We start from the raw sequence: 20,495 nt of genomic DNA, 5'->3' as shown, positions 1-20,495 counted from the left end.
GTATCGATTCATATAATGAAATAAGAAAAGGCCATTGGATGGAAAGTCCAATGGCCTTTTCTTATTTAGTGTCCAGCAAAAGAGTTAAGCAATAATTTTGGTCTTCTTGGCATTCTCGGCTGAACGTTTGGTGAGACTGCTGAGTGGACGTTTCAAAGCGAGAGCAACAATGAGACTCAGCGCGATGAACATACACAACCACAGAATATCCTTGATGGCAGTAGACCACAATATGCCGCCGACCGACTCACGCAGCAGACTGATCGCATACGTGAAGGGCATGAACGGATTTAATGCCTGGAAAAAGGGTGATGTCATGCTGATTGGGAACGTACCGCCGGAGCTGGAGAACTGAAACACCATGAAGATGATGGCGATCCCTTTTCCGATATTCCCAAAAACGGAAAGCAGAGTGTACGTTATGGTGACAAATACGGCACTCACCAGTATGGCAAACAGGACAAACCACAGTTTATCTGCGACATAGGTACCCAAGATTAAGATATCTCCCAGGGTGACGCATATCGCCTGAAGTAACCCAATGGTCAGAAAAGTAGCGAGACGTCCAAGATATAACTCATATCCCCGGAACTTGCCCTCTGGATTCTCAGCTTCGGCACGAAGCAGAGAAATCAGCAGTGTTGAGCCAACCCACAAGGACAGCACGCCATAAAATGGTGACATGGCCGATCCATAATTCGGAATCGGGTAAAGCTGTTGTTCCTTGATTTTCACCGGACTTGCAAGGAAAGCACTCTCTTCTTCGATATCGCCGCGCAGAAGCTTGGCAAGTTCGGCAAACTGGTTATTACCTTCGACTTCCCTAAGTTTGTCTGCAGCCTTGCTGATGGCACTTTCCAATGCTGGCAGATCATCACGTACCAGCGTGGCAACACGATGTACTCCTTTTTCGACCTCCGGAAGCTGGTTCTGAACAAAATCGGATGCCTTGCCTATCTGTTTCTCGGCATTAGGCAGATCATTACGAACAAAATCAGCCGCTTCGTTCAGTTTGGTTCCCAGCTTGGGCAGATCATTTCGAATTAATGAAGACACGGTGTTCAAAGCTTGGATAAAACCTTCACTTTTGTTCGCGAGTGTTTCTGATATCTCATGGATCTTAGATTGTATTTGAGGCAAGTCGCTCTGGATTTTTGTCAACTCGGTCTGCCCAAACGTAATCCCTTCTTTGGCCGATGCAAGAATGTCCGCAATATCAGGAATTCGATCTTTTGCACCTTGTAGAGTTTCTGCTGAAGTGGAGAGGATAGACCTGAGCTTATCCGCACCAGCTGCAAGTGCAGGCGATATTTCACTTTCATAGGTGTTTAAGATATTGCCAATCCCGCTGCTAATGTCTTTCGAGAGAGCATTTAACTGAGCGATGACGTCTGTCGGCGGAGTTGTATTGCGACGAATGGCATCACTCATGATCCCAGCCAGACGGATTTGCAACTGAAGTTTATCTGAAACGGAGTTCAGCTGCGTAATTTTATCAGCAAGTGGATGGCTTGGGAGCAAGTTGTCTATTTTGCCCAGTAGTTCTGCCATACTGTCGACTAGTTTTACCGCAATCCCTAAACGCGAAGCAATCCGGTCGAGATCTTCTGCTGTAGGAAGGTTTTCAAGATCCGAATTTTGCAATTGTGCAAATACGTCTCCAGCAGCGTTAGTAATTTGCTGCACCAGCAGCAGATTTTGGCGGATCGTTGGGCCAATAGCCTGAAACGCTTCTTCACTAGAATCTACAAATTGATTCAAGCCTTGGGCCAGCTCAATCCCGTTGCCAGCGATTTGTGATACTTTGTCCAGATCTTGTTCTGCGGCCGTTACGATAGACAGAGCTTTGTTGGTTTTATCCAGGGCTGTTTGGATGACACCGGATACCTGACCAAAGTTTTCATCGACTTCTCGAATGCGTTCTACTGCTTTTTGTATATCCGGTATCCGCCCTTGAATAGCTAGCACTTCGGAAGCCGCATCATTAATTTGTGGCCAATACTCCTGCACCTTGAGCACATACTGTGCCGCTTCATTGATTTCAGGCAGTTTTTTCTCGATTTCAACGATCTTTTGAGCATCTTTTACAATCTCAGGCATGGCTTTTTCCACTTCCAGTACCTTTTGACCTGCGGCTTGAATGGCCGGGAGATTTTTCTCCAGTGTGAAAATGCCATTCTCCATCTTGCGCAAAGTTGGAAGCTGGGCGTTAATTTCAACCCCGGCTTCCTTCAACTTGGTTAGAACGGCCTCACTGACGGCTTCAGTGAAGTTTTCATTGATTTGTGTTGTTATGGCAGATACACCAGAGCCTGTGATTTTAGGAGCAATGGCATTCACCTTCTCATTAACGGTATAGATTACTTCCGGTCGCTCCAGCTTCCCATCAACGATACCTGTAATTTTGGACGAAAAGTCTCCGGGAATGAGCAGGCTAGCATAATACTCTCCAGTTTGTACACCTCGTTTTGCCTCAGCCTGGTCCACAAAAGTCCAGCCCAGCTTTTCGTTGTGTTTGAGGCTGGATACCAGTTCGTCTCCGATATTAACATTGGTTCCTTCAACAGTCGCACCCTTGTCCTCGGTTGTCACTGCAATTTTGATCCCCTGGGTGTTACTGTACGGATCCCATACGGACTTCACGTTGACCCAGTCATACACCCCGGGCAGTAAAATGATAGCCACAATTAGAAATATACCTGTGGGAACCTTCAGAATATGTAACCAGTCTGTTTTGTAAACGTGCCAAATGTGACGCATGACTTCCTCCTAAATGTACATAAATGTAGGGCGTATCTTATTTCTATGACGCATATTTGTGAATCTTATGTATATCGGCATTATGGCAGCATCTATGAATGGGTTCATGTTTATAAACTGTACCCATTTCAATTGGACCTAATGCAGAGCTTTCATATATTGCGTAAATGAAACTCACCGTTTCTTCTAAAAAGAAGTGTTTTGTCTCTACATAAGCATAGTCAAAGGTTTATTTTGGTTATATCAAATTTCTCATTTGCCTATGGATAAATATGCAGAAATGTTGTATAATTATGAATAACCAATGAGATGTATTGTGCATGGATGTTTTTCAGCCTAACTGCTGATTATAAGAAGAACGTAGCAGAGGGTTTTCACCTGCGATGGTGAGGTGTTGACAGGGGGGTGTCTTTCTGTCATAATTCATGAAGACAAACGGACATATTGATTACAGAACCCTGTGAGGTCCTGCAATATGAACGACATGAATAGCACCTTTAAATCAGTCCCGTGAGACTGGCAAGGTAACGTGAACGATACATCGTTTTTTTGCTGCGGCAAATGAAGCGATGCATCCCCGAGAGTAAACTTTCTTCAGAGCGGTCTGAAGTTCGGAGACTCCTTGCCAATAAACACGGCAAGGAGTCTTTTTTTTTCTCCTCGTCACGGGGCCATGATGCTGAAGGGAAATCCTGAGGAGGCTGAACGCATGAGCACAGAGACACATGTCATTATGGATGAGACGGCGATCCGCCGCGCATTAACACGGATTGCCCATGAGATATTGGAGAAAAACAAAGGAATCGACGATTGTGTGCTGGTCGGTATCCGTACACGCGGGGTTTACCTCGCAGAACGGATTGCCGCGAAGATTGAAGAAATCGAAGGCGCTAAAGTCCCCTGGGGAGAACTGGATGTGACTCCTTACCGCGATGACCGCTTGGACGAAAATAAAGCGAATCGCAAGGAAATGTTGATTATGACACCTGAATCACTTTCGATCCATAACAAAAAAGTGATTTTGTTCGATGATGTGCTCTATACCGGCCGGACGATTCGCGCAGCGATGGATGCCCTGATGGACTGTGGAAGACCACAGAACATTCAGCTGGCTGTACTCGCAGACCGCGGACACCGGGAACTTCCAATTCGACCTGATTTTATCGGTAAAAATGTACCGACTTCCAAATCAGAGGAGATCGAAGTTGCACTCATGGAAACGGACGGACAGGATGAAGTCAAAATCACTCAGAACCGGGGGGAGCAAGCATGATGATTACACAGACAGCATTGAGAGACCGAAGCTTGCTTGGACTGAAGGAACTTAGTCGAGGAGAAATCGAATCCATTCTAAACAGAGCGGCTCACTGGGAAGCGCAGAAAGAGAAACTGGTTCCTGTACTGGAATCACGCTTCGTTGCAAACATGTTCTTCGAGAACAGCACACGTACCCGTTTCTCCTTCGAAATGGCAGAGAAACGCCTGGGCGCACAAGTGTTGAACTTTACGGCAGCTGCATCCAGTGTAGAAAAAGGAGAGTCCATCTACGATACGGTACGAACACTTGAGTCGATGGGCATTGATGCAGGGGTGATCCGGTTGAAACCGGCAGGCGTTCTGCAACAACTGGCTCAAAAAGTGAATGTACCACTCGTCAACGCCGGAGACGGCAACAATGAGCATCCTACGCAGGCACTGCTGGACCTCTACACGATGAGGAAAGCATTTGGCGAACTGAAAGGTTTGCGTGTTTCCATCATTGGTGACATCCTGCATAGCCGTGTAGCTCGTTCCAACCTGTGGGCACTGCAAAAGTTTGGTGCAGATGTACGCTTCTGTGCACCTCAAACGATGCAGGCACCGGAACTCGCAGAGCATGCTCCTTATGTCGGTCTTGAAGAAGCGCTGGATGCAGATGTAGTCATGATGCTCCGTGTTCAACTGGAACGTCATCAACATGGCTTAATTACTTCAGCTGAGGATTATCGCGAACACTACGGATTGACGGAAGAACGGGCATCACGCCTAAAACCAAGCACCATTATCATGCACCCTGCTCCAGTGAATCGCAACGTCGAGGTAGATGACGCGGTTGTGGAAAGTGAAGCATCGCGGATCTTCCCGCAGATGGCAAACGGCGTTCCAATCCGCATGGCGGTTATGGAACGTGCGATGAAACTGTAACAGGGTCTGGCTGTGGGTCATAGGCTGACGGTACGGTAGTTCTTATAGAGCAATAAGAGAGTACACGATAAAGAAAATCATCCGGCTTGCCTGGTAAGCCGGACAGAACCGAAGCGGAGGGCAATTATGCTACAGATTATAAAAAACGCAAACGTCTTGAACCAAAAAGGGGAACTTGAACGGAAAACCATCATTATAGATGAAGGTAAAATTAAAAAGATCGCTGGTCTGGAAGACCAAGCCGTTCTGGATGCCGAAAAGTCAGCGCAAAGTGTGACAGACGCATCAGGCAAACTGGTCATTCCGGGATTGATCGATATGCACGTGCATCTGCGTGAACCTGGATTCGAACACAAAGAGACGATCGAGACAGGTGCCCGTTCAGCAGCACAAGGTGGTTTTACAACGATTGCCTGCATGCCAAACACAAGACCGGTAACAGACAGCCCGGAAGTGGTGAAGCTGGTACTGGATAAGGCCAAAGAAGCCGATCTGGTAAAAGTGTTGCCTTATGCAGCTATTACAAAAAACGAACTGGGTCGTGAACTTACCGATTTTGCCGCCTTGAAAGAAGCAGGAGCTATTGGATTCACGGATGACGGTGTAGGCGTACAAAACGCTCAAATGATGAAAGATGCCATGAGCCTCGCCGCTAGTATGGATATGCCCGTGATCGCACACTGTGAAGATGACTCACTGGTTGTCGGTGGATATGTGACGGAAGGCGAGTTTTCGAAACGTCACGGCATCAAAGGTATTCCTAATGAATCCGAGGCTATCCACGTTGGCCGTGATATCCTGCTGGCAGAAGCAACGGGAGTTCATTACCATGTCTGCCACGTAAGTACAGAGCAATCGGTTCGCCTGATTCGTCTGGCGAAGTCCATCGGCATTAAAGTAACTGCTGAGGTGTGTCCGCACCATCTGGTGTTGTCGGATGAAGATATCCCGGGCATGGACGCCAACTGGAAGATGAACCCGCCGCTACGCTCACCACGCGATGTGCAGGCGTGTATCGAAGGTTTGCTGGACGGCACGCTGGATATGATCGTAACTGATCACGCGCCACACAGTGAAGAAGAGAAAGCCAAAGGCATGGAGCTGGCACCTTTCGGAATCGTTGGATTCGAAACAGCTTTCCCACTGCTGTACACGAAGTTTGTGGAAACAGGACTGTGGAGCTTGGACTTCCTGGTGAAACGCATGACAGCTGATCCGGCACGTGTATTCCGACTGGATACTGGCAAACTGGAAGAAGGAGCACCAGCGGATATCACGATGATTGACCTGAACGAGGAAAAAGCAGTTGATCCTGCAACGTTTGCAACCAAAGGAAGAAACACACCATTCACAGGCTGGAAGCTGAAAGGCTGGGCCGTACAAACATGGGTGGATGGCAAAAGCGTGTGGCATAACACGGTACAACAGTAAAACGGTAATTTAGTAAATTAATAAAACAGTAACTCTTTAAATCAGTAACAGTAATTCTTAACTTTTTTAAAACAACAAATCTTTTTAAATCTAACTCTAAAACTTAATCTACAACTTTTACACCAGTAATATTTTTTCAACTAACTCGAGGCAAATCATGCCGAGAGTCTAACATACGAAACAAGCAAAGTTGAATGTCATGGTTTTGAACTTGGACACCAACGTAACTGCGGAGCGGACAGAAAAGACCCGAAGAAGCAAGGCGTTCGCCTTTATCACCGGATTACATCATTTGAAAAATGATAAAAAGTAATCCGGGGATAACAGCGATCAAAGGGTTTTCTGTCAGCGGAGCCGCACAATCGTAACGTCCCCCATGTTCAACCCAAATGCCATTCAACGTTGATAAACACAGAGGAGTGAAATGGGATGCAGGCACAGGCAAGATTATTGTTGGAAGACGGCACACTGTTCACCGGGAAAGCATTTGGTGCTGAAGGTGAAACTACAGGTGAGGTCGTTTTTAATACGGGAATTACAGGCTATCAAGAGGTGCTTTCGGATCCTTCCTATTGCGGTCAAATCGTAACCATGACGTATCCGCTGATCGGAAACTACGGCATTACGCGTGATGACTTTGAGTCGATTCGTCCATACGTACATGGTTTCGTTGTGCGTCGTCATGAGCCAACGCCAAGCAACTGGCGTGCGGAATACAGCGTAGACAATCTGCTCAAAGAATACGGCATCGTAGGAATCAGCGAAATTGATACACGCATGTTGACTCGCCGGATTCGTCACCACGGCACAATGAAGGGAATTCTCACAACAGGATCGAAGCCTGTGGAAGAACTACTGGAGATGATGGGAGACACAACCATCGCCGAGCTGCGTAACCAGGTGCCAATGACTTCTACGGAGCATGTCTACAACAGCCCGGGAACGGCTGAGCGTATTGTGCTCGTGGATTACGGTGCTAAAACAGGAATCTTGCGCGAACTCAGCAAACGTAACTGTGACGTTGTTGTTGTTCCACACGATGTAACAGCAGACGAGATTCGTCGCTTGAACCCGGATGGCATTCAACTGTCCAACGGCCCTGGGGACCCGAAAGACGTACCTCACGCAGTTAAGATGATCAGTGAACTGCTTGGCGAATACCCGATCTTCGGTATCTGCCTGGGTCACCAGTTGTTCGCACTTGCGGCAGGAGCAGACACCGAAAAACTTAAGTTCGGACATCGCGGAGGAAACCACCCGGTGAAAGAACTGGAGAGCGGACGTTGCTTCATCACATCCCAGAACCATGGATTTACCGTAAACGAAGAGTCTGTGAAGAGTACAGACCTGGAAGTTACACATATCAACAATAACGATAAGACCATTGAAGGTCTGAAACATAAATCCTTCCCGGCATTCTCGGTTCAATATCACCCTGAAGCAGCCCCGGGTCCTTACGACAACAGCTATCTGTTCGACCGCTTCATCGAGATGATTCGTGAGCACAAGATCACTAACCCGCAAAAGCCGCGTCAAGCCGTATTGGCAGCCGCAGTGAAAGGAGCACAATAACATGCCGATTAACAAAGATCTCAAAAAAATCCTGGTGATTGGTTCCGGTCCAATCGTCATCGGTCAAGCGGCCGAGTTTGACTATGCCGGTACACAAGCTTGCCAGGCTCTGAAAGAAGAAGGCGTGGAAGTTGTACTTATCAACAGCAACCCGGCGACCATTATGACGGATACAAACATGGCTGACAAAGTCTACATTGAGCCAATTACACTGGATTTTGTAACCCAAATCATTCGTCAGGAGCGTCCAGACGGCTTGCTGCCAACACTGGGTGGTCAGACAGGTCTGAACATGGCGGTAGAACTGGCACGTGCAGGCGTGCTGGAACGTGAAAATGTGAAATTGCTTGGAACACAGCTGACTTCCATCGAGAAAGCGGAAGATCGTGATCTGTTCCGTGACCTGATGCGTGAACTGGAACAGCCTGTACCTGAGAGTGTGATCGTAACGACACTTGAAGAATCACTTGAATTTGCAAATGAGATTGGTTATCCAATCATCGTGCGTCCAGCCTATACGCTGGGCGGAACAGGCGGCGGAATCTGTGCGAACGAAGAAGAGCTGCGCGAGACGGTGGTAGCGGGAATTCGTTACAGCCCGATTGGGCAATGTCTGGTCGAGAAGAGCATTGCAGGCATGAAAGAAGTCGAGTATGAGGTTATGCGGGACAAAAACGATAACTGTATCGTTGTCTGCAACATGGAAAACTTCGACCCGGTAGGGGTTCATACAGGCGACAGTATCGTTGTAGCACCAAGCCAAACTCTGTCGGACCGTGAATATCAAATGCTGCGTTCAGCTTCCCTGAAAATCATCCGTGCCCTGAACATCGAGGGTGGATGTAACGTACAGTTTGCACTGGACCCACACAGCTTCCAATATTATGTTATCGAAGTAAATCCACGGGTAAGCCGTTCATCAGCTCTGGCTTCCAAAGCAACGGGTTATCCGATTGCCAAAATGGCTGCCAAAATTGCCATGGGTTACACGTTGGATGAAATTGTGAACCCGGTAACAGGCCAAACGTACGCTTGTTTCGAGCCTACGCTGGATTATATCGTGAGCAAAATCCCACGTTGGCCGTTCGACAAGTTCATCTCGGCGAACCGTAAACTGGGAACTCAGATGAAAGCAACAGGCGAAGTAATGGCTATTGGCCGGACATTCGAAGAGTCGATTCACAAAGCAGTTCGTTCCCTGGAAATTGGCGTACATCGCCTGTACCTGAAGGATGCCGAAACGCTGGACGAAGCTACCCTGAACGAGCGTCTGATCAAAGCAGATGATGAGCGTATCTTCCTGATTGCCGAAGCATTCCGCAGAGGTTATACGTTGCAACAGCTACAGGATCTGACCAAGATTGACTGGTGGTTCCTGGACAAAATCGAAGGTCTGATCGCATTCGAAGATCGCATTCGCGAAGAATCCGAGTTGTCTTCTGACATTCTGTATCAAGCGAAACGCCTTGGATTCACAGACCGTGCCATTGCTGAACTGCGTGCGCAAGGTCAACCTGGAGGCACATTAACAACTGAAGCGGAAGTTAGAACTCGTCGGGAGGCAGAGAACCTGCGCCCAGTGTACAAAATGGTAGATACATGTGCAGCTGAGTTCGAAGCAACAACGCCATATTACTACTCAACTTACGAGACAGAGAATGAAGTGATCCCTTCAGACAAGAAAAAAGTTGTGGTACTGGGTTCAGGACCAATCCGGATCGGTCAAGGGATCGAGTTCGACTACTCTACTGTACACGCAGTATGGGCATTGCAAAAAGCAGGATATGAAGCAGTCATTATCAACAATAACCCGGAGACGGTGTCTACGGACTTTAATACATCAGATCGCCTATACTTTGAACCGCTCTTCTTCGAAGATGTCATGAACGTGATTGAACAGGAGAAACCAGTAGGGGTTATCGTACAGTTCGGTGGTCAAACGGCCATCAACCTGGCAGCACCACTGCGTAATGCAGGTGTAACCATTCTCGGAACGGATCTGGAAAGCATCGATGAGGCGGAGGACCGCAAGAAGTTCGAACGTCTGCTCTCCCGTCTGGAGATTGCACAGCCAAAAGGTAAAACAGTCATTTCCGTTGATGATGCGGTAGAAACAGCTCAAAGTCTGGGCTACCCGGTACTGGTTCGTCCTTCCTATGTACTCGGCGGTCGTGCGATGGAGATTGTATACTCCGATGCTGAATTGCTGACATACATGGAACAGGCGGTTAAAATCAATCCGGAGCATCCGGTCCTGATCGACCGTTACATGATGGGTAAAGAAGTTGAGGTTGACGCCATCTGTGATGGTGAAACGGTATTGATTCCGGGAATCATGGAACATATCGAGCGTGCAGGGGTTCACTCTGGTGACTCCATCGCTGTATATCCTCCTCAACATCTGTCCCAGGATTTGAAAGAGAAAATTGTAGAGATTACAATCAAAATTGCGAAAGAACTGAAAACGGTAGGTTTGGTCAACATCCAGTTTGTTATCCATGATGGCCAAGTGTACATTATCGAGGTGAACCCACGTTCATCCCGTACCGTACCATTCCTGAGCAAAGTAACCAACATTCCGATGGCGAACTTGGCAACACAAGCCATTCTGGGTGTGAAACTAAAAGATCTTGGTTATGTTGACGGGCTGTGGCCTGAATCGGATCATGTATCTGTTAAAGTTCCGGTCTTCTCCTTCGCGAAGCTGCGTCGTGTAGAACCAACCCTCGGACCTGAGATGAAGTCTACAGGTGAGGTTATGGGTCGTGACCCGAATTACGCTAAAGCATTGTTCAAAGGTCTTATCGGCGCAGGAATGAAAATTCCGGCAACCGGAGCAATTGTTGTGACTGTAGCAGACAAAGACAAAGACGAAGCGGTTCCTTTGCTCGAAGGTTTCTACAGACTGGGTTACAAAATCATGGCTACCGGCGGAACAGCAGCTGCGCTTGAAGCTGCGAACATTCCGGTAACGACTGTGAACAAATTAAGTGAAGGTTCGCCGAACATTCTGGATATGATCCGTAGCGGCGAAGCAAACTTTGTCTTCAACACACTCACCAAAGGCAAAACACCGCAGCGTGATGGATTCCGTATCCGTCGTGAAGCGGTAGAAAATGGCATTGTATGTATGACTTCACTGGATACGATTCGTGCGCTGCTGATCATGCTGCAAACGATCAACTTCTCTTCGGAAGCAATGCCTGTCTTTGTAAAATAAATAATTCTTTGATGAAGGACATCAGTCAGCCTGCGGGCTGGCGGGATGTCCTTTATATCGGGCAAAAACGGAAAAAATGAGCAAGTGGAGGGGAGCGCTGGTGATGAATCACGCGAGTTTCAATGAAATGGCTGGCCGTCTTATGGTGGCACTCGATTATCCTGGAGCGGAAGAAGCGAAAGCATTGGTACAAGCTCTTGAAGGCATTCCCTGTTATCTCAAGGTGGGTATGCAGCTGTTCTACGCAGCAGGACCGGACTTTATTCGGGAACTAAAATCCAAAGGGTACTCCGTTTTTCTGGATGTGAAAATGCATGACATTCCCAACACCGTTCGTGGCGGTGCTGAAAGTATCACACGTCTGGGTGTAGACATGTTCAATGTACATGCAGCAGGTGGAGTCCTCATGATGCGTGCTGCACGTGAAGGTGCTGAGGCAGCTATAGCTGCTGATCCTTCCCTTAGCAAGCCCGAGATCATTGCAGTCACCCAACTGACCAGTACAAGTCTGGAAACGATGAATAACGAGATTGGCATTCCGGGAAGTGTGGAAGCTGCTGTGGTCCGTTATGCAGGACTGGCCCAAGAGGCCGGACTGGATGGGGTTGTTGCTTCTCCACTGGAAGTGCCCGCAATTCGGGCAGCGTGTGGCAGTGCTTTTCACACCGTTACTCCAGGAATCCGTCCAGCGGGTAGTGGTCTGGGAGATCAGACACGCGTCTTGACGCCGGGTGAAGCCATTTCCAGAGGCAGTCATTACATTGTTGTAGGCAGACCCATTACAGGCGCTCCCAATCCGCGTGAAGCGGCAGAAACCATTTTGAAGGAGATGTTGAACGCATGATCGAACTGAATGAGATTCCGAATCATATTGCTTCCCAACTGTTGAAAATCAAAGCAGTGGCGTTACGTCCGCAGCAGCCATTTACATGGACATCCGGTATCAAATCACCAATATACTGCGATAACCGCTTAACGATGTCCTATCCGGAGATTCGCAACGATATCGCTGAGGCCTTTGCAACGATTATTCGTAACCAATACCCGGATGCAGAAGTTATTGCAGGTACGGCAACTGCAGGTATCCCGCATGCTGCCTGGGTGGCTCAGAAACTGAATCTGCCGATGGCCTACATTCGTGATAAAGCGAAAGGACACGGCAAGGAGAACCTGATCGAAGGTCTGATTACCGAAGGACAGAAAGTGGTTGTCATCGAAGATCTGATCTCTACAGGTGGCAGTTCGATCAAAGCAGCCGAAGCTGTACGCGTAGCAGGTGCAACACCGCTCGCCGTACTTGCCATCTTCAGCTACCAGCTGGATAAAGGTGTTAAAGCATTCGAAGACGCAGGAATTCCACTTCAGACGCTGTCCAATTACACGGCGCTGATGGATGTGGCTTTGGCTCAGGGAACGATTCAGGAGAGTGACTTTGAGTTGCTTAAATCCTGGCGTGAAGATCCTTCTTCATTTGGTAAATAATATCATTGATAGCTCGAAAAAGTGTTCATGAATGAACGGTATCAAAATTGTAATGATTGCCGTCATAGCGGCAAAACCATGGAATATGCAAGAGGCATCCCGCACTTTGGGGTGCTTTTTTCGTTTGTTCATCAAAATATTAACTTTTTCCCTCTACCGTTGTAAAAAGCTTGTAACTTTTAGTTGGGATCGGTCGTTTATAATTCAGTGTAGGTTGGAACAGATTTCTATTTTTAGGTTTTTTGAAGAAGTGATCGGGATATCAAGAAAGGATGAGCGTGATTGCTGGCATGAAGAATTTATTTCTCAGAAAAAGACCTGCCAAGAGCCAGTCAGGCGATGAACCTCAACAGGGGGAAGCACAGCTGGAGACCTCGACGGTTTCGGGAGAAAATACATACAACAATGAAGACGATCGCCCGACGAGTGAACCTCCGTTACCTGAAAGTGAAATCGCTTCAGATGAAGTGGCTACAGCTGCTGTCACTACCATTGATGAACCCCAGAAGCAGATTAAACCGAAGAAAGACATATTGCCCCCATATGATGGACCTGTCCTCGAGGTGCGTAACGTGCATCGCAGTTTCCAGACAGGCAGTCGTATCATCCATGTGCTCAAAGGCATTGATATGGAAGTGAATCCGCAACAACTGGTCATGCTGAAGGGACGATCAGGTTCAGGCAAAACAACACTGCTGAATATGCTCGGTGGATTGGATCAGCCTTCAAGTGGAGACATTCTGTTCTCCGGCCAGCCTCTTCAGGATTGGGGAGACCGGCGGCGGACCGCTTTGCGGCGCAAAGAGATTGGTTTTATTTTTCAGGCATATGCTCTCATGCCCTTATTATCTGCTTGGGAAAATGTAGAACTGTCGCTGCGAATGGCGGATGTTCCGAGATCGGAGTGGAAGGACAGGGTTGGTCACTGTCTGGACCTGGTTGGACTATCCAAACGGGTGAAGCACCGGCCCTTCGAGATGTCCGGGGGAGAGCAACAACGGGTGGCTATAGCCAAGGCGATTGCCCATAGACCCCGATTGTTGCTTGCGGATGAGCCTACAGCGGAACTGGATTCCAAGATGGGCGCTCAGGTCATGGCCGTATTCCGCAATATTATTGAAGTAGAACAAGTAACGATATGTATGACTACACACGATCCTACAATTTTGGAGGTTGCGGACCATGTTTATGAAATGGCGGACGGCAGATTTATCGAGTAAAGGGGCCGCTCCGAAGAGGGGGAAACGCGCAGCGATTATTGTACTTGGTGCGATAATGGTTGCAACGATGTCCGGCTGCTCATTGCTGCCGTCAGAAACAGAGGAAGAAGTGCTTCCGCCAATTACACCACCAACGATCTCCAAGAAACCGGAATATGAAGTCCGGACGGAAACGTTGGAGAAAAAAGTAAGTGGCAGCGGCAAGATGATGAGTCAGCGGGAAGAGAAGGTGTACTTTACGCTTGATGGCATGCATGTCAAAGAGTTGAATGTTAAACCAGGGGATAAAGTGAAAAAGGGTCAACTTCTTGCTGTCCTCGATGTGGAGAGTGTAGAGAAGGAGATCCGTGGCAAGAAACTGGCTATTCGCAAATCCGAAGTTCAAATGAAGGAAACACTCCGCAAGAAGGATGAGATGGACCCGGTAGAGTTCGAAGAAGCAACGATTGCTTTTGAAGAACTACGTCAGGAACTCGCTGATCTGGAGGAACAACTGGGAAAAGCCACGTTGACTGCTCCGTTTGGCGGCACCGTTATTGCTGTGCAGGTAGAGAAAGGTGCAGCTGTGAAAGCGTATGATCCGATTGCTACAATTGCGGATACATCGAATCTGGTTGTGGCTGCAACCTTTGCCAAGGAAGATCTGGAGAAGTTCTCAGCCGGGATGAAGGCAGAAGTAGATATTAATGGAGCCGGTAAAGTCGCTGGCAAAATTAAAGTTATGCCTATCGTGGAAGCATCGGGAAGCGGCAGTGGCGAAGGAGCGGGTGAAGGCGGTACGCCTCCAACCAAGGAAACGCTGGATAAGTATGTTATCGTTACACTTGCCAAAATGCCAAAAGGCGTGGAACGTGGCACACCACTATCAGTCTCGATTGTAACGCAGCGTACCGAGAACGCGATTGTGATTCCTGTATCCGCTTTACGCTCCATCGGTTCAAGAACGTACGTACAAGTCGTGGAGAGTGATGGCAGCAAGCGTGAAGTGGACGTTGAAGTTGGACAGCAGACATCGACAGATGTCGAGATTCTGAAAGGTCTGACCGTAGGCCAGAAAGTAGTGGGACGCTAATGGGGCTGCCATTGCTTCGGTTGTTGTTCCGCAAAATGTGGAACACGCGCTGGATGACCTTCAGCACACTGATCGGATTGATTGTGGCGGTAGCGTTCACCGTCAGTATTCCAATGTATGCCGATGGTGCGTTGAAACGGGTCGTCGCGCAAACGCTGCAGGATAATAGTGAAGGGTTACCAGCCGGTTCGTTACTTATGAGTTATCAGGCACCTGGTGGGGTGAAGACAGACACTCGGGGTCTGGACGAAGTAGATCGTTATATTCGTGAGGATGTTCCTCGCGACATCGGTTTTCCTTTTCATACGTATGTGAATTCCAGATCTATACGCAGCACAGAGGTGAGCCCGGAAGATCCAACCAAAGTGGATGCCAGCAGGGTACGCAGTATGAGTCTGGGTACGATGAGTGGGCTGGATGCACAGGTGAATTACTCTGCCGGAGTGAAACCTGGCAATCAGGTTAAAGACGACATTATCGAGGCAGTCATGCTGGAAGAAGGCATGTACCGTAACGATCTGCATATCGGCGATATTCTGGAATATCCGGTGTATAGCGGTCTTGATATCACGTTACGTGTGAAGATTACGGGGTCCTTCAAGGCAGATGATCCGAACAGCCCTTACTGGGTACAAGGATTTGACGGCATGATGAATGGACTTTATGTGGATGAATCGGTATTTAATGATGTTTTACTGAAGGAAAAAGGGATTCCACTTCAAAATTCACGCTGGTATTATGCCTTTGATCTGAAAGAAATTCAAACCAGCCAATTATCAGGTCTGACTTCCATGCTGGAAAGGCTGGATATCGATCTGTATCAGCGGTTGAAAGATACGAAAGTGGACATTACCTTCGGTGATCTGCTCAAGCAGTTCCGCAGTCAGAGTCTGCAATTGCAGACGATGCTGTTTACCTTGGCAGCACCGATGATTGCGATGGTCTTTTATTTTATTGCGATGAACGCCAGACAGTCATTACAGAAGCAAGAGAGTGATATTGCAGTATTGCGCAGCCGTGGAGCTTCAGCTCGGCAGATTTTCTCTCTCTACCTGCTTGAAGGCATATTTCTAGGCGCTATTGCGCTGGTTATTGGGCCGTTGCTCGGTTGGTTTATGGCCAAGAGTATCGGTTCAGCAAGTGGTTTTCTCTCGTTCGTAGATCGGAAGTCCATTCCAATCGGTGTATCCAAAGAAGCTATTTTCCTGGGCGTAGCAGCGGTCTTTGTTGCAATCATCGCATCACTTATCCCTGCGATCACCTATGCACGGGCAACCATTGTATCAGCCAAGCGGCGGCAAGCGCGTACAGACCGCGCTCCGGTATGGCAACGCTGGTTCCTGGATGTGGTGTTGCTGGGTCTTGCTGGATATGGATACTACCTGTTCTATGAACGTCAGATGTTGACCTTTCAGACTGGAATGACAACCGATCAGTTGCAGGTACAGCCGTTTTTGTTCTTTGTACCCGCACTCGCGATCTTTGCGCTTGGACTATTCTTCCTGCGCTTGTTCCCGTGGATATTGAAGCTTATTCAGTTGATTGGTCGCAAGTTTCTCCCGGTCCCGTTGTATCTGACATTAACGCAGTTATCGCGTTCATCTTCTTCATATTATCCGCTGATGATCCTCCTTGTACTGACATTGGGACTTGGGGTGTACAACTCGGCTGCGGCTCGGACGATTGATCTGAATTCAACTGAGCGTACCTTGTACCGTTATGGTTCTGATGTGATTATGCAGACAGTGTGGGAAGGAACACCTGAGGTTAAACCCGGTGGTTCCGGACAGAATGGCGGTACGGGTGGAGGTCAACAAGGTGGTGGCAATGGAGGAGGAGGTTCTGCTGGTGGGGGTTCCGGCGGAGGCAATGGCGGTGGAGGTGCTCCAGGTGGCGGCGGTTCTTCGCAGCCATCCAAAGTCATCTACTCCGAACCTCCATTCGAAGTGTTCCGCAGATTAGATGGTGTGGAACATGCAGCACGAGTGCTGCAGACCAAAGGCAATATTATCGTCTCTGGTAAATCGGGCGGACAGGGGATGCTGGTCGGAATTGATAATGTGGACTTTGCTCAAGTGGCTTGGTTCCGCAACGATCTGTTTCCGGCACATCCCTACAAGTACCTTGACTTGCTTGGTAAATACGAAGGGGCTGTATTGATCTCTTCCAAATTTGCTGACAAGTTCAAACTCAAAACTGGAGATCTCGTCTCCATGGGTGTACAGGGACAGGCGATTGAATTCGTAGTGTTCGGGATCATTCCTTACTGGCCAGCCCAGTATCCGGATCAGATGCCATTCTTCGTGGCGAATCTGGATTATATCTATGATCAGGTGCCTCTGATTCCTTATGAGGTATGGTTGAAAATGGAACCAGATGCCAAAGTGGCTCCATTAATGGAGAAACTCGCAGCGGAAGGTATCGAGTTATCTTCTGTGCGTGACGTCCGCACCGAATTGGTATCTCAGGGTAAACACCCGTCACGAGGTGGTGTATTCGGGATTCTGAGCCTTGGTTTCCTGGTATCGGTTATTATCTCGTTGATTGGATACGTGCTGTACTGGTTCTTCAACCTGTCCGGACGTGTTGTACAGTTTGGTGTATTACGGGCCATGGGATTATCCCGGGCACAACTAAGCGGTATGCTGCTGCTGGAGCAGGTGTTCACAGCGGGGCTGTCGATCCTGCTAGGTATTGGTATTGGTCAGGTATCCAGTCGTTTATTCCTGCCATTCCTGCAAACAACGGATAATGTATCTGCTCAGGTACCTCCATTCCGGATTGTGTTTGAACAGCAGGATATGTTGCAACTGTATGGGGTCACTGTGGTGATGCTGGTCATTGGTGCAACGATGTTGCTCTGGCAGATTCGCAGATTGCGAGTTCACCAGGCAGTCAAAATGGGAGAGGAGAGGTAAACGTGATCCAATGCGAAGGACTTGTCAAAATTTTTAAATCCAGCGATGTGGAAGTCGTTGCCCTTCAGGGTCTCAACCTGACTGTCAATCAAGGTGAAATGATGGCTATCATCGGTAACAGCGGTAGCGGTAAATCCACGCTGCTGAATATTCTGGGCGGACTTGATCGTCCTACAGCTGGTACCGCTGTTGTGGGAGACTGGGATTTACTCAAGATGACAGACGCCCAATTGGTCGAATACAAACGTCATACGGTAGGTTTTATCTGGCAAAATAACGGTCGTAACTTGCTGCCTTATCTCACTGCATTGGAAAATGTAGAGACTCCCATGATTCTGGGAGGCAAGCGTGATCGTGCTTACGCGAAACAGTTGCTCGAATGGGTAGGCCTTAAGGATCGGATGCATAACAAATTGCATCAATTGTCAGGAGGAGAGCAGCAACGGGTAGCGATTGCGATCTCATTATCCAATCGTCCCAAAATTCTGCTTGCAGATGAACCAACCGGTTCGGTCGATTCCGAGACATGTGATACAATCATGGGCATTTTCCGAAGAATGAACAAGGAACTGGGCGTTACGATTGTCATCGTTACCCATGACTTGACGCTTGCTGGCAAGGTAGACCGGATCGTTGCGATTCGGGACGGCTTGACCAGTACCGAGTTTGTGAAGCGCAACCCGAATCTGGATGATGAGCATAACTTGTCCGAGGCGGGTATGCCGGACATTCACGAAGCATTTGTCATTATTGACCGTGCAGGGCGGCTTCAGGTGCCAAAAGAGTATCTGGAGGCCTTATCCATTGATAACCGGGCTACATTGGAATTTGACGGTGAACGTATTGTCATTACACCGCCAAGATAATTAAGAGGGGGAACTGGGAAATGAAGAATAGTATGTGGGGAAAACGTGTGCTGGCTGTCATCGCTACTGCGACGCTAGCACTGCCGCTGATTGCCGGCTGTACGGCAAGTGAGGCCAAGGATACGGAGCAGCGTGTATTACGTGTGGCTACGTTGTGGGGAGGACAGGATGACAGTTACTTCCGTCAGCAATTCACCGATGCTTTTGAATTGACACATCCCAATGTAACCATCGAAATTGTAGCTGCTGTTGATCAGAGCAGCATGTATGGGTATGGCAACACGGAAGAACAGCCGGAAGTCCCGGATACCATGGAGAGTCTGAAGAAGATTATGACTGGGGATAACCCGGTTGATGTTATCGTGGCTGATACCGCCACAGTGAAATCATTAATTCAGGAGAATCTGGTGAAACAGCTGGACCCACTGATGCAGGAAGACAAGTTTGATACCAGTGATATCGTGCCTAGTGTACTGGAGGGAATTAAGGACCTTGGGGATCAGAGCATTTATGCATTGACACCAACGTTCTCCTCATCCGCTTTGTTCTATAACAAGGGTTTGTTTGAAAAAGCAGGCGTGGAACCGCCAACAGACAACATGACATGGGACGATATTTTCAATCTGGGTACCCGTTTAACGAAAGGTGAAGGTAAAGATCATGTATTTGGTTTCTCCTTCACGACATATCAGGGTGGTTCGCCGTACTACTCCATGCAACAGTACTACAGCGCGTTGCAGCTGAAGACGTTTGATGACAAAGCAGAGAAGATGACCGTAGATTCTCCTCAATGGGAGAAAGTGTGGAGCACCATCAGCAAGCTTGCAATTGACAAAGTTATTCCTAAAGGCGACGAACCTCAGGATCAGAATCCGAGTGGGCGTTATGATCCAGTACAGGGTGACCTGTTCCTGAGTGGCAAGTCAGCCATGGTTATTGGTGATTACAGCTATATTAATCAATTAATTGATGCCAATAAAAATGCGGATAAAATGAAAGACTTTACGAAAGTGGATTGGGATGTGGTAACACCTCCAGTTCACCCGGAAGCTCCTGAAATTGGAGGTAGCATCTACCTGAGCAACCTCATGGCGATTAATAGTGCGGCTCAGAACCCGGATGATGCGTGGGAACTGATCAAGTACATGAACAGTGAGGACTGGGCTAAGATCAAAGCACGTAGCAGCTATGAGATGGTATCACGGAAGAGCTTCATTAAGCCCAAAGACGGCCTGGATTATAACATTCAAGCATTCTATGCGCTGAAGCCGATTCCGCCAACAAATACGAATCTGGATAAAATGTATCAAAAATCCCCAGGTTTATGGCAAGTCAATGAAAAAGGTATGGAGTATTTCAACCAAGTACTAGAAAACAAAAAGACACCAAAAGAAGCACTTGGTGAGTGGGCAGCTAAAGGAAACGAGATGCTGGAGAAATTGAAAAAGGATCCTAAAGCTACGTTTCAGTGAGATTTGATGAAGTAGTCATATCATGATCAGGATATAGCCGCTGAAGATTTTAATCTTTGGCGGCTATTTTTATGAAAATGGGGTATTCTACAAAAAGCAGGAATAAATGACGACTCCGGAAAGGACGAGCGGTATGCACTGGGTATATTTCAGCAAGTTGTATGCAACCAAATTTCAGGCAGGATGTCTGGCCAAACGTATGGAGCAGGATGGGTGGATTTACGGTCATAATGAACCGGCGGAAGTTGAAGTTTATCGATCACGTAAAGGTCGTTATGGTGTACGTTTTATTCCCTGA

The 20,495-nt window shown here is 48.0% G+C and carries 14 protein-coding genes; 13 read left to right on the top strand and 1 reads right to left on the bottom strand.

Going from position 1 to position 20,495, the window contains the following annotated elements; translation table 11 throughout:
* Nucleotides 1–84: 84 nt before the first annotated feature.
* Complete coding sequence (locus MKY87_RS06230) at nucleotides 85–2,760, bottom strand: YhgE/Pip domain-containing protein (protein ID WP_340963397.1); 2,676 nt, start codon at nucleotides 2,758–2,760, stop codon at nucleotides 85–87.
* 709 nt (nucleotides 2,761–3,469) lie between these two features.
* Here MKY87_RS06230 and pyrR point away from each other — a divergent pair.
* From pyrR to MKY87_RS06165, 13 genes are all read left to right on the top strand, one after another.
* Nucleotides 3,470–4,033, top strand: a complete 564-nt coding sequence (gene pyrR / locus MKY87_RS06225) for a bifunctional pyr operon transcriptional regulator/uracil phosphoribosyltransferase PyrR (RefSeq protein WP_017687330.1) — start codon at nucleotides 3,470–3,472, stop codon at nucleotides 4,031–4,033.
* On the top strand, nucleotides 4,033–4,944 hold the full coding sequence (locus tag MKY87_RS06220; RefSeq protein WP_036674848.1) for an aspartate carbamoyltransferase catalytic subunit: 912 nt from the start codon (nucleotides 4,033–4,035) through the stop codon (nucleotides 4,942–4,944). The genes pyrR and MKY87_RS06220 overlap by 1 nt, the downstream gene beginning before the upstream one ends.
* A gap of 126 nt (nucleotides 4,945–5,070) precedes the next feature.
* Nucleotides 5,071–6,375, top strand: a complete 1,305-nt coding sequence (locus tag MKY87_RS06215; protein WP_340963395.1) for a dihydroorotase — start codon at nucleotides 5,071–5,073, stop codon at nucleotides 6,373–6,375.
* A gap of 429 nt (nucleotides 6,376–6,804) precedes the next feature.
* The gene (gene carA, locus MKY87_RS06210; protein WP_062835434.1) at nucleotides 6,805–7,947 is read left to right on the top strand and encodes a glutamine-hydrolyzing carbamoyl-phosphate synthase small subunit; all 1,143 of its coding nucleotides are present in this window, start codon (nucleotides 6,805–6,807) and stop codon (nucleotides 7,945–7,947) included.
* Nucleotide 7,948: 1 nt separating this feature from the next.
* Entirely contained in the window at nucleotides 7,949–11,167 is a 3,219-nt protein-coding gene (gene carB / locus MKY87_RS06205) for a carbamoyl-phosphate synthase large subunit (RefSeq protein WP_339790258.1), read from the top strand.
* 103 nt (nucleotides 11,168–11,270) lie between these two features.
* A complete protein-coding gene (gene pyrF / locus MKY87_RS06200) occupies nucleotides 11,271–12,011 on the top strand; it encodes an orotidine-5'-phosphate decarboxylase (protein ID WP_340967390.1) in 741 nt (246 codons plus the stop codon).
* The gene (gene pyrE / locus MKY87_RS06195) at nucleotides 12,008–12,649 is read left to right on the top strand and encodes an orotate phosphoribosyltransferase (RefSeq protein WP_036674850.1); all 642 of its coding nucleotides are present in this window, start codon (nucleotides 12,008–12,010) and stop codon (nucleotides 12,647–12,649) included. The genes pyrF and pyrE overlap by 4 nt, the downstream gene beginning before the upstream one ends.
* 272 nt (nucleotides 12,650–12,921) lie before the next feature.
* A complete protein-coding gene (locus tag MKY87_RS06190) occupies nucleotides 12,922–13,869 on the top strand; it encodes an ABC transporter ATP-binding protein (protein ID WP_340963392.1) in 948 nt (315 codons plus the stop codon).
* Nucleotides 13,832–14,941 carry an efflux RND transporter periplasmic adaptor subunit gene (locus MKY87_RS06185; RefSeq protein WP_340963390.1) on the top strand — a complete coding sequence of 370 codons (1,110 nt, stop codon included), beginning with the start codon at nucleotides 13,832–13,834 and terminating at the stop codon, nucleotides 14,939–14,941. Before MKY87_RS06190 ends, MKY87_RS06185 begins: the two co-directional genes overlap by 38 nt.
* On the top strand, nucleotides 14,941–17,859 hold the full coding sequence (locus MKY87_RS06180; RefSeq protein WP_340963388.1) for an ABC transporter permease: 2,919 nt from the start codon (nucleotides 14,941–14,943) through the stop codon (nucleotides 17,857–17,859). Before MKY87_RS06185 ends, MKY87_RS06180 begins: the two co-directional genes overlap by 1 nt.
* A 2-nt stretch (nucleotides 17,860–17,861) precedes the next feature.
* Nucleotides 17,862–18,725 carry an ABC transporter ATP-binding protein gene (locus MKY87_RS06175; protein ID WP_036614799.1) on the top strand — a complete coding sequence of 288 codons (864 nt, stop codon included), beginning with the start codon at nucleotides 17,862–17,864 and terminating at the stop codon, nucleotides 18,723–18,725.
* Between the two features lie 20 nt (nucleotides 18,726–18,745).
* Entirely contained in the window at nucleotides 18,746–20,197 is a 1,452-nt protein-coding gene (locus tag MKY87_RS06170; RefSeq protein WP_338587939.1) for an ABC transporter substrate-binding protein, read from the top strand.
* A gap of 133 nt (nucleotides 20,198–20,330) precedes the next feature.
* Nucleotides 20,331–20,495, top strand: coding sequence for a hypothetical protein (locus MKY87_RS06165; RefSeq protein ID WP_017687342.1), 165 nt, complete (start codon nucleotides 20,331–20,333; stop codon nucleotides 20,493–20,495).

It is taken from the genome of Paenibacillus sp. FSL R7-0198, assembly GCF_038000415.1.
In the GTDB taxonomy this organism is placed as follows: Bacteria; Bacillota; Bacilli; order Paenibacillales; family Paenibacillaceae; genus Paenibacillus.
This window is presented reverse-complemented; position numbering and strand designations above follow the sequence as displayed.

Excerpts from the sequence above, each read along its gene's own strand:
- MKY87_RS06230 (WP_340963397.1), bottom strand. The coding sequence starts at position 2,760 with ATGCGTCACATTTGGCACGTTTACAAAACAGACTGGTTACATATTCTG.
- pyrR (WP_017687330.1), top strand. The coding sequence starts at position 3,470 with ATGAGCACAGAGACACATGTCATTATGGATGAGACGGCGATCCGCCGC.
- MKY87_RS06220 (WP_036674848.1), top strand. The coding sequence starts at position 4,033 with ATGATTACACAGACAGCATTGAGAGACCGAAGCTTGCTTGGACTGAAG.
- MKY87_RS06215 (WP_340963395.1), top strand. The coding sequence starts at position 5,071 with ATGCTACAGATTATAAAAAACGCAAACGTCTTGAACCAAAAAGGGGAA.
- carA (WP_062835434.1), top strand. The coding sequence starts at position 6,805 with ATGCAGGCACAGGCAAGATTATTGTTGGAAGACGGCACACTGTTCACC.
- carB (WP_339790258.1), top strand. The coding sequence starts at position 7,949 with ATGCCGATTAACAAAGATCTCAAAAAAATCCTGGTGATTGGTTCCGGT.
- pyrF (WP_340967390.1), top strand. The coding sequence starts at position 11,271 with ATGAATCACGCGAGTTTCAATGAAATGGCTGGCCGTCTTATGGTGGCA.
- pyrE (WP_036674850.1), top strand. The coding sequence starts at position 12,008 with ATGATCGAACTGAATGAGATTCCGAATCATATTGCTTCCCAACTGTTG.
- MKY87_RS06190 (WP_340963392.1), top strand. The coding sequence starts at position 12,922 with ATGAGCGTGATTGCTGGCATGAAGAATTTATTTCTCAGAAAAAGACCT.
- MKY87_RS06185 (WP_340963390.1), top strand. The coding sequence starts at position 13,832 with ATGTTTATGAAATGGCGGACGGCAGATTTATCGAGTAAAGGGGCCGCT.
- MKY87_RS06180 (WP_340963388.1), top strand. The coding sequence starts at position 14,941 with ATGGGGCTGCCATTGCTTCGGTTGTTGTTCCGCAAAATGTGGAACACG.
- MKY87_RS06170 (WP_338587939.1), top strand. The coding sequence starts at position 18,746 with ATGAAGAATAGTATGTGGGGAAAACGTGTGCTGGCTGTCATCGCTACT.
- MKY87_RS06165 (WP_017687342.1), top strand. The coding sequence starts at position 20,331 with ATGCACTGGGTATATTTCAGCAAGTTGTATGCAACCAAATTTCAGGCA.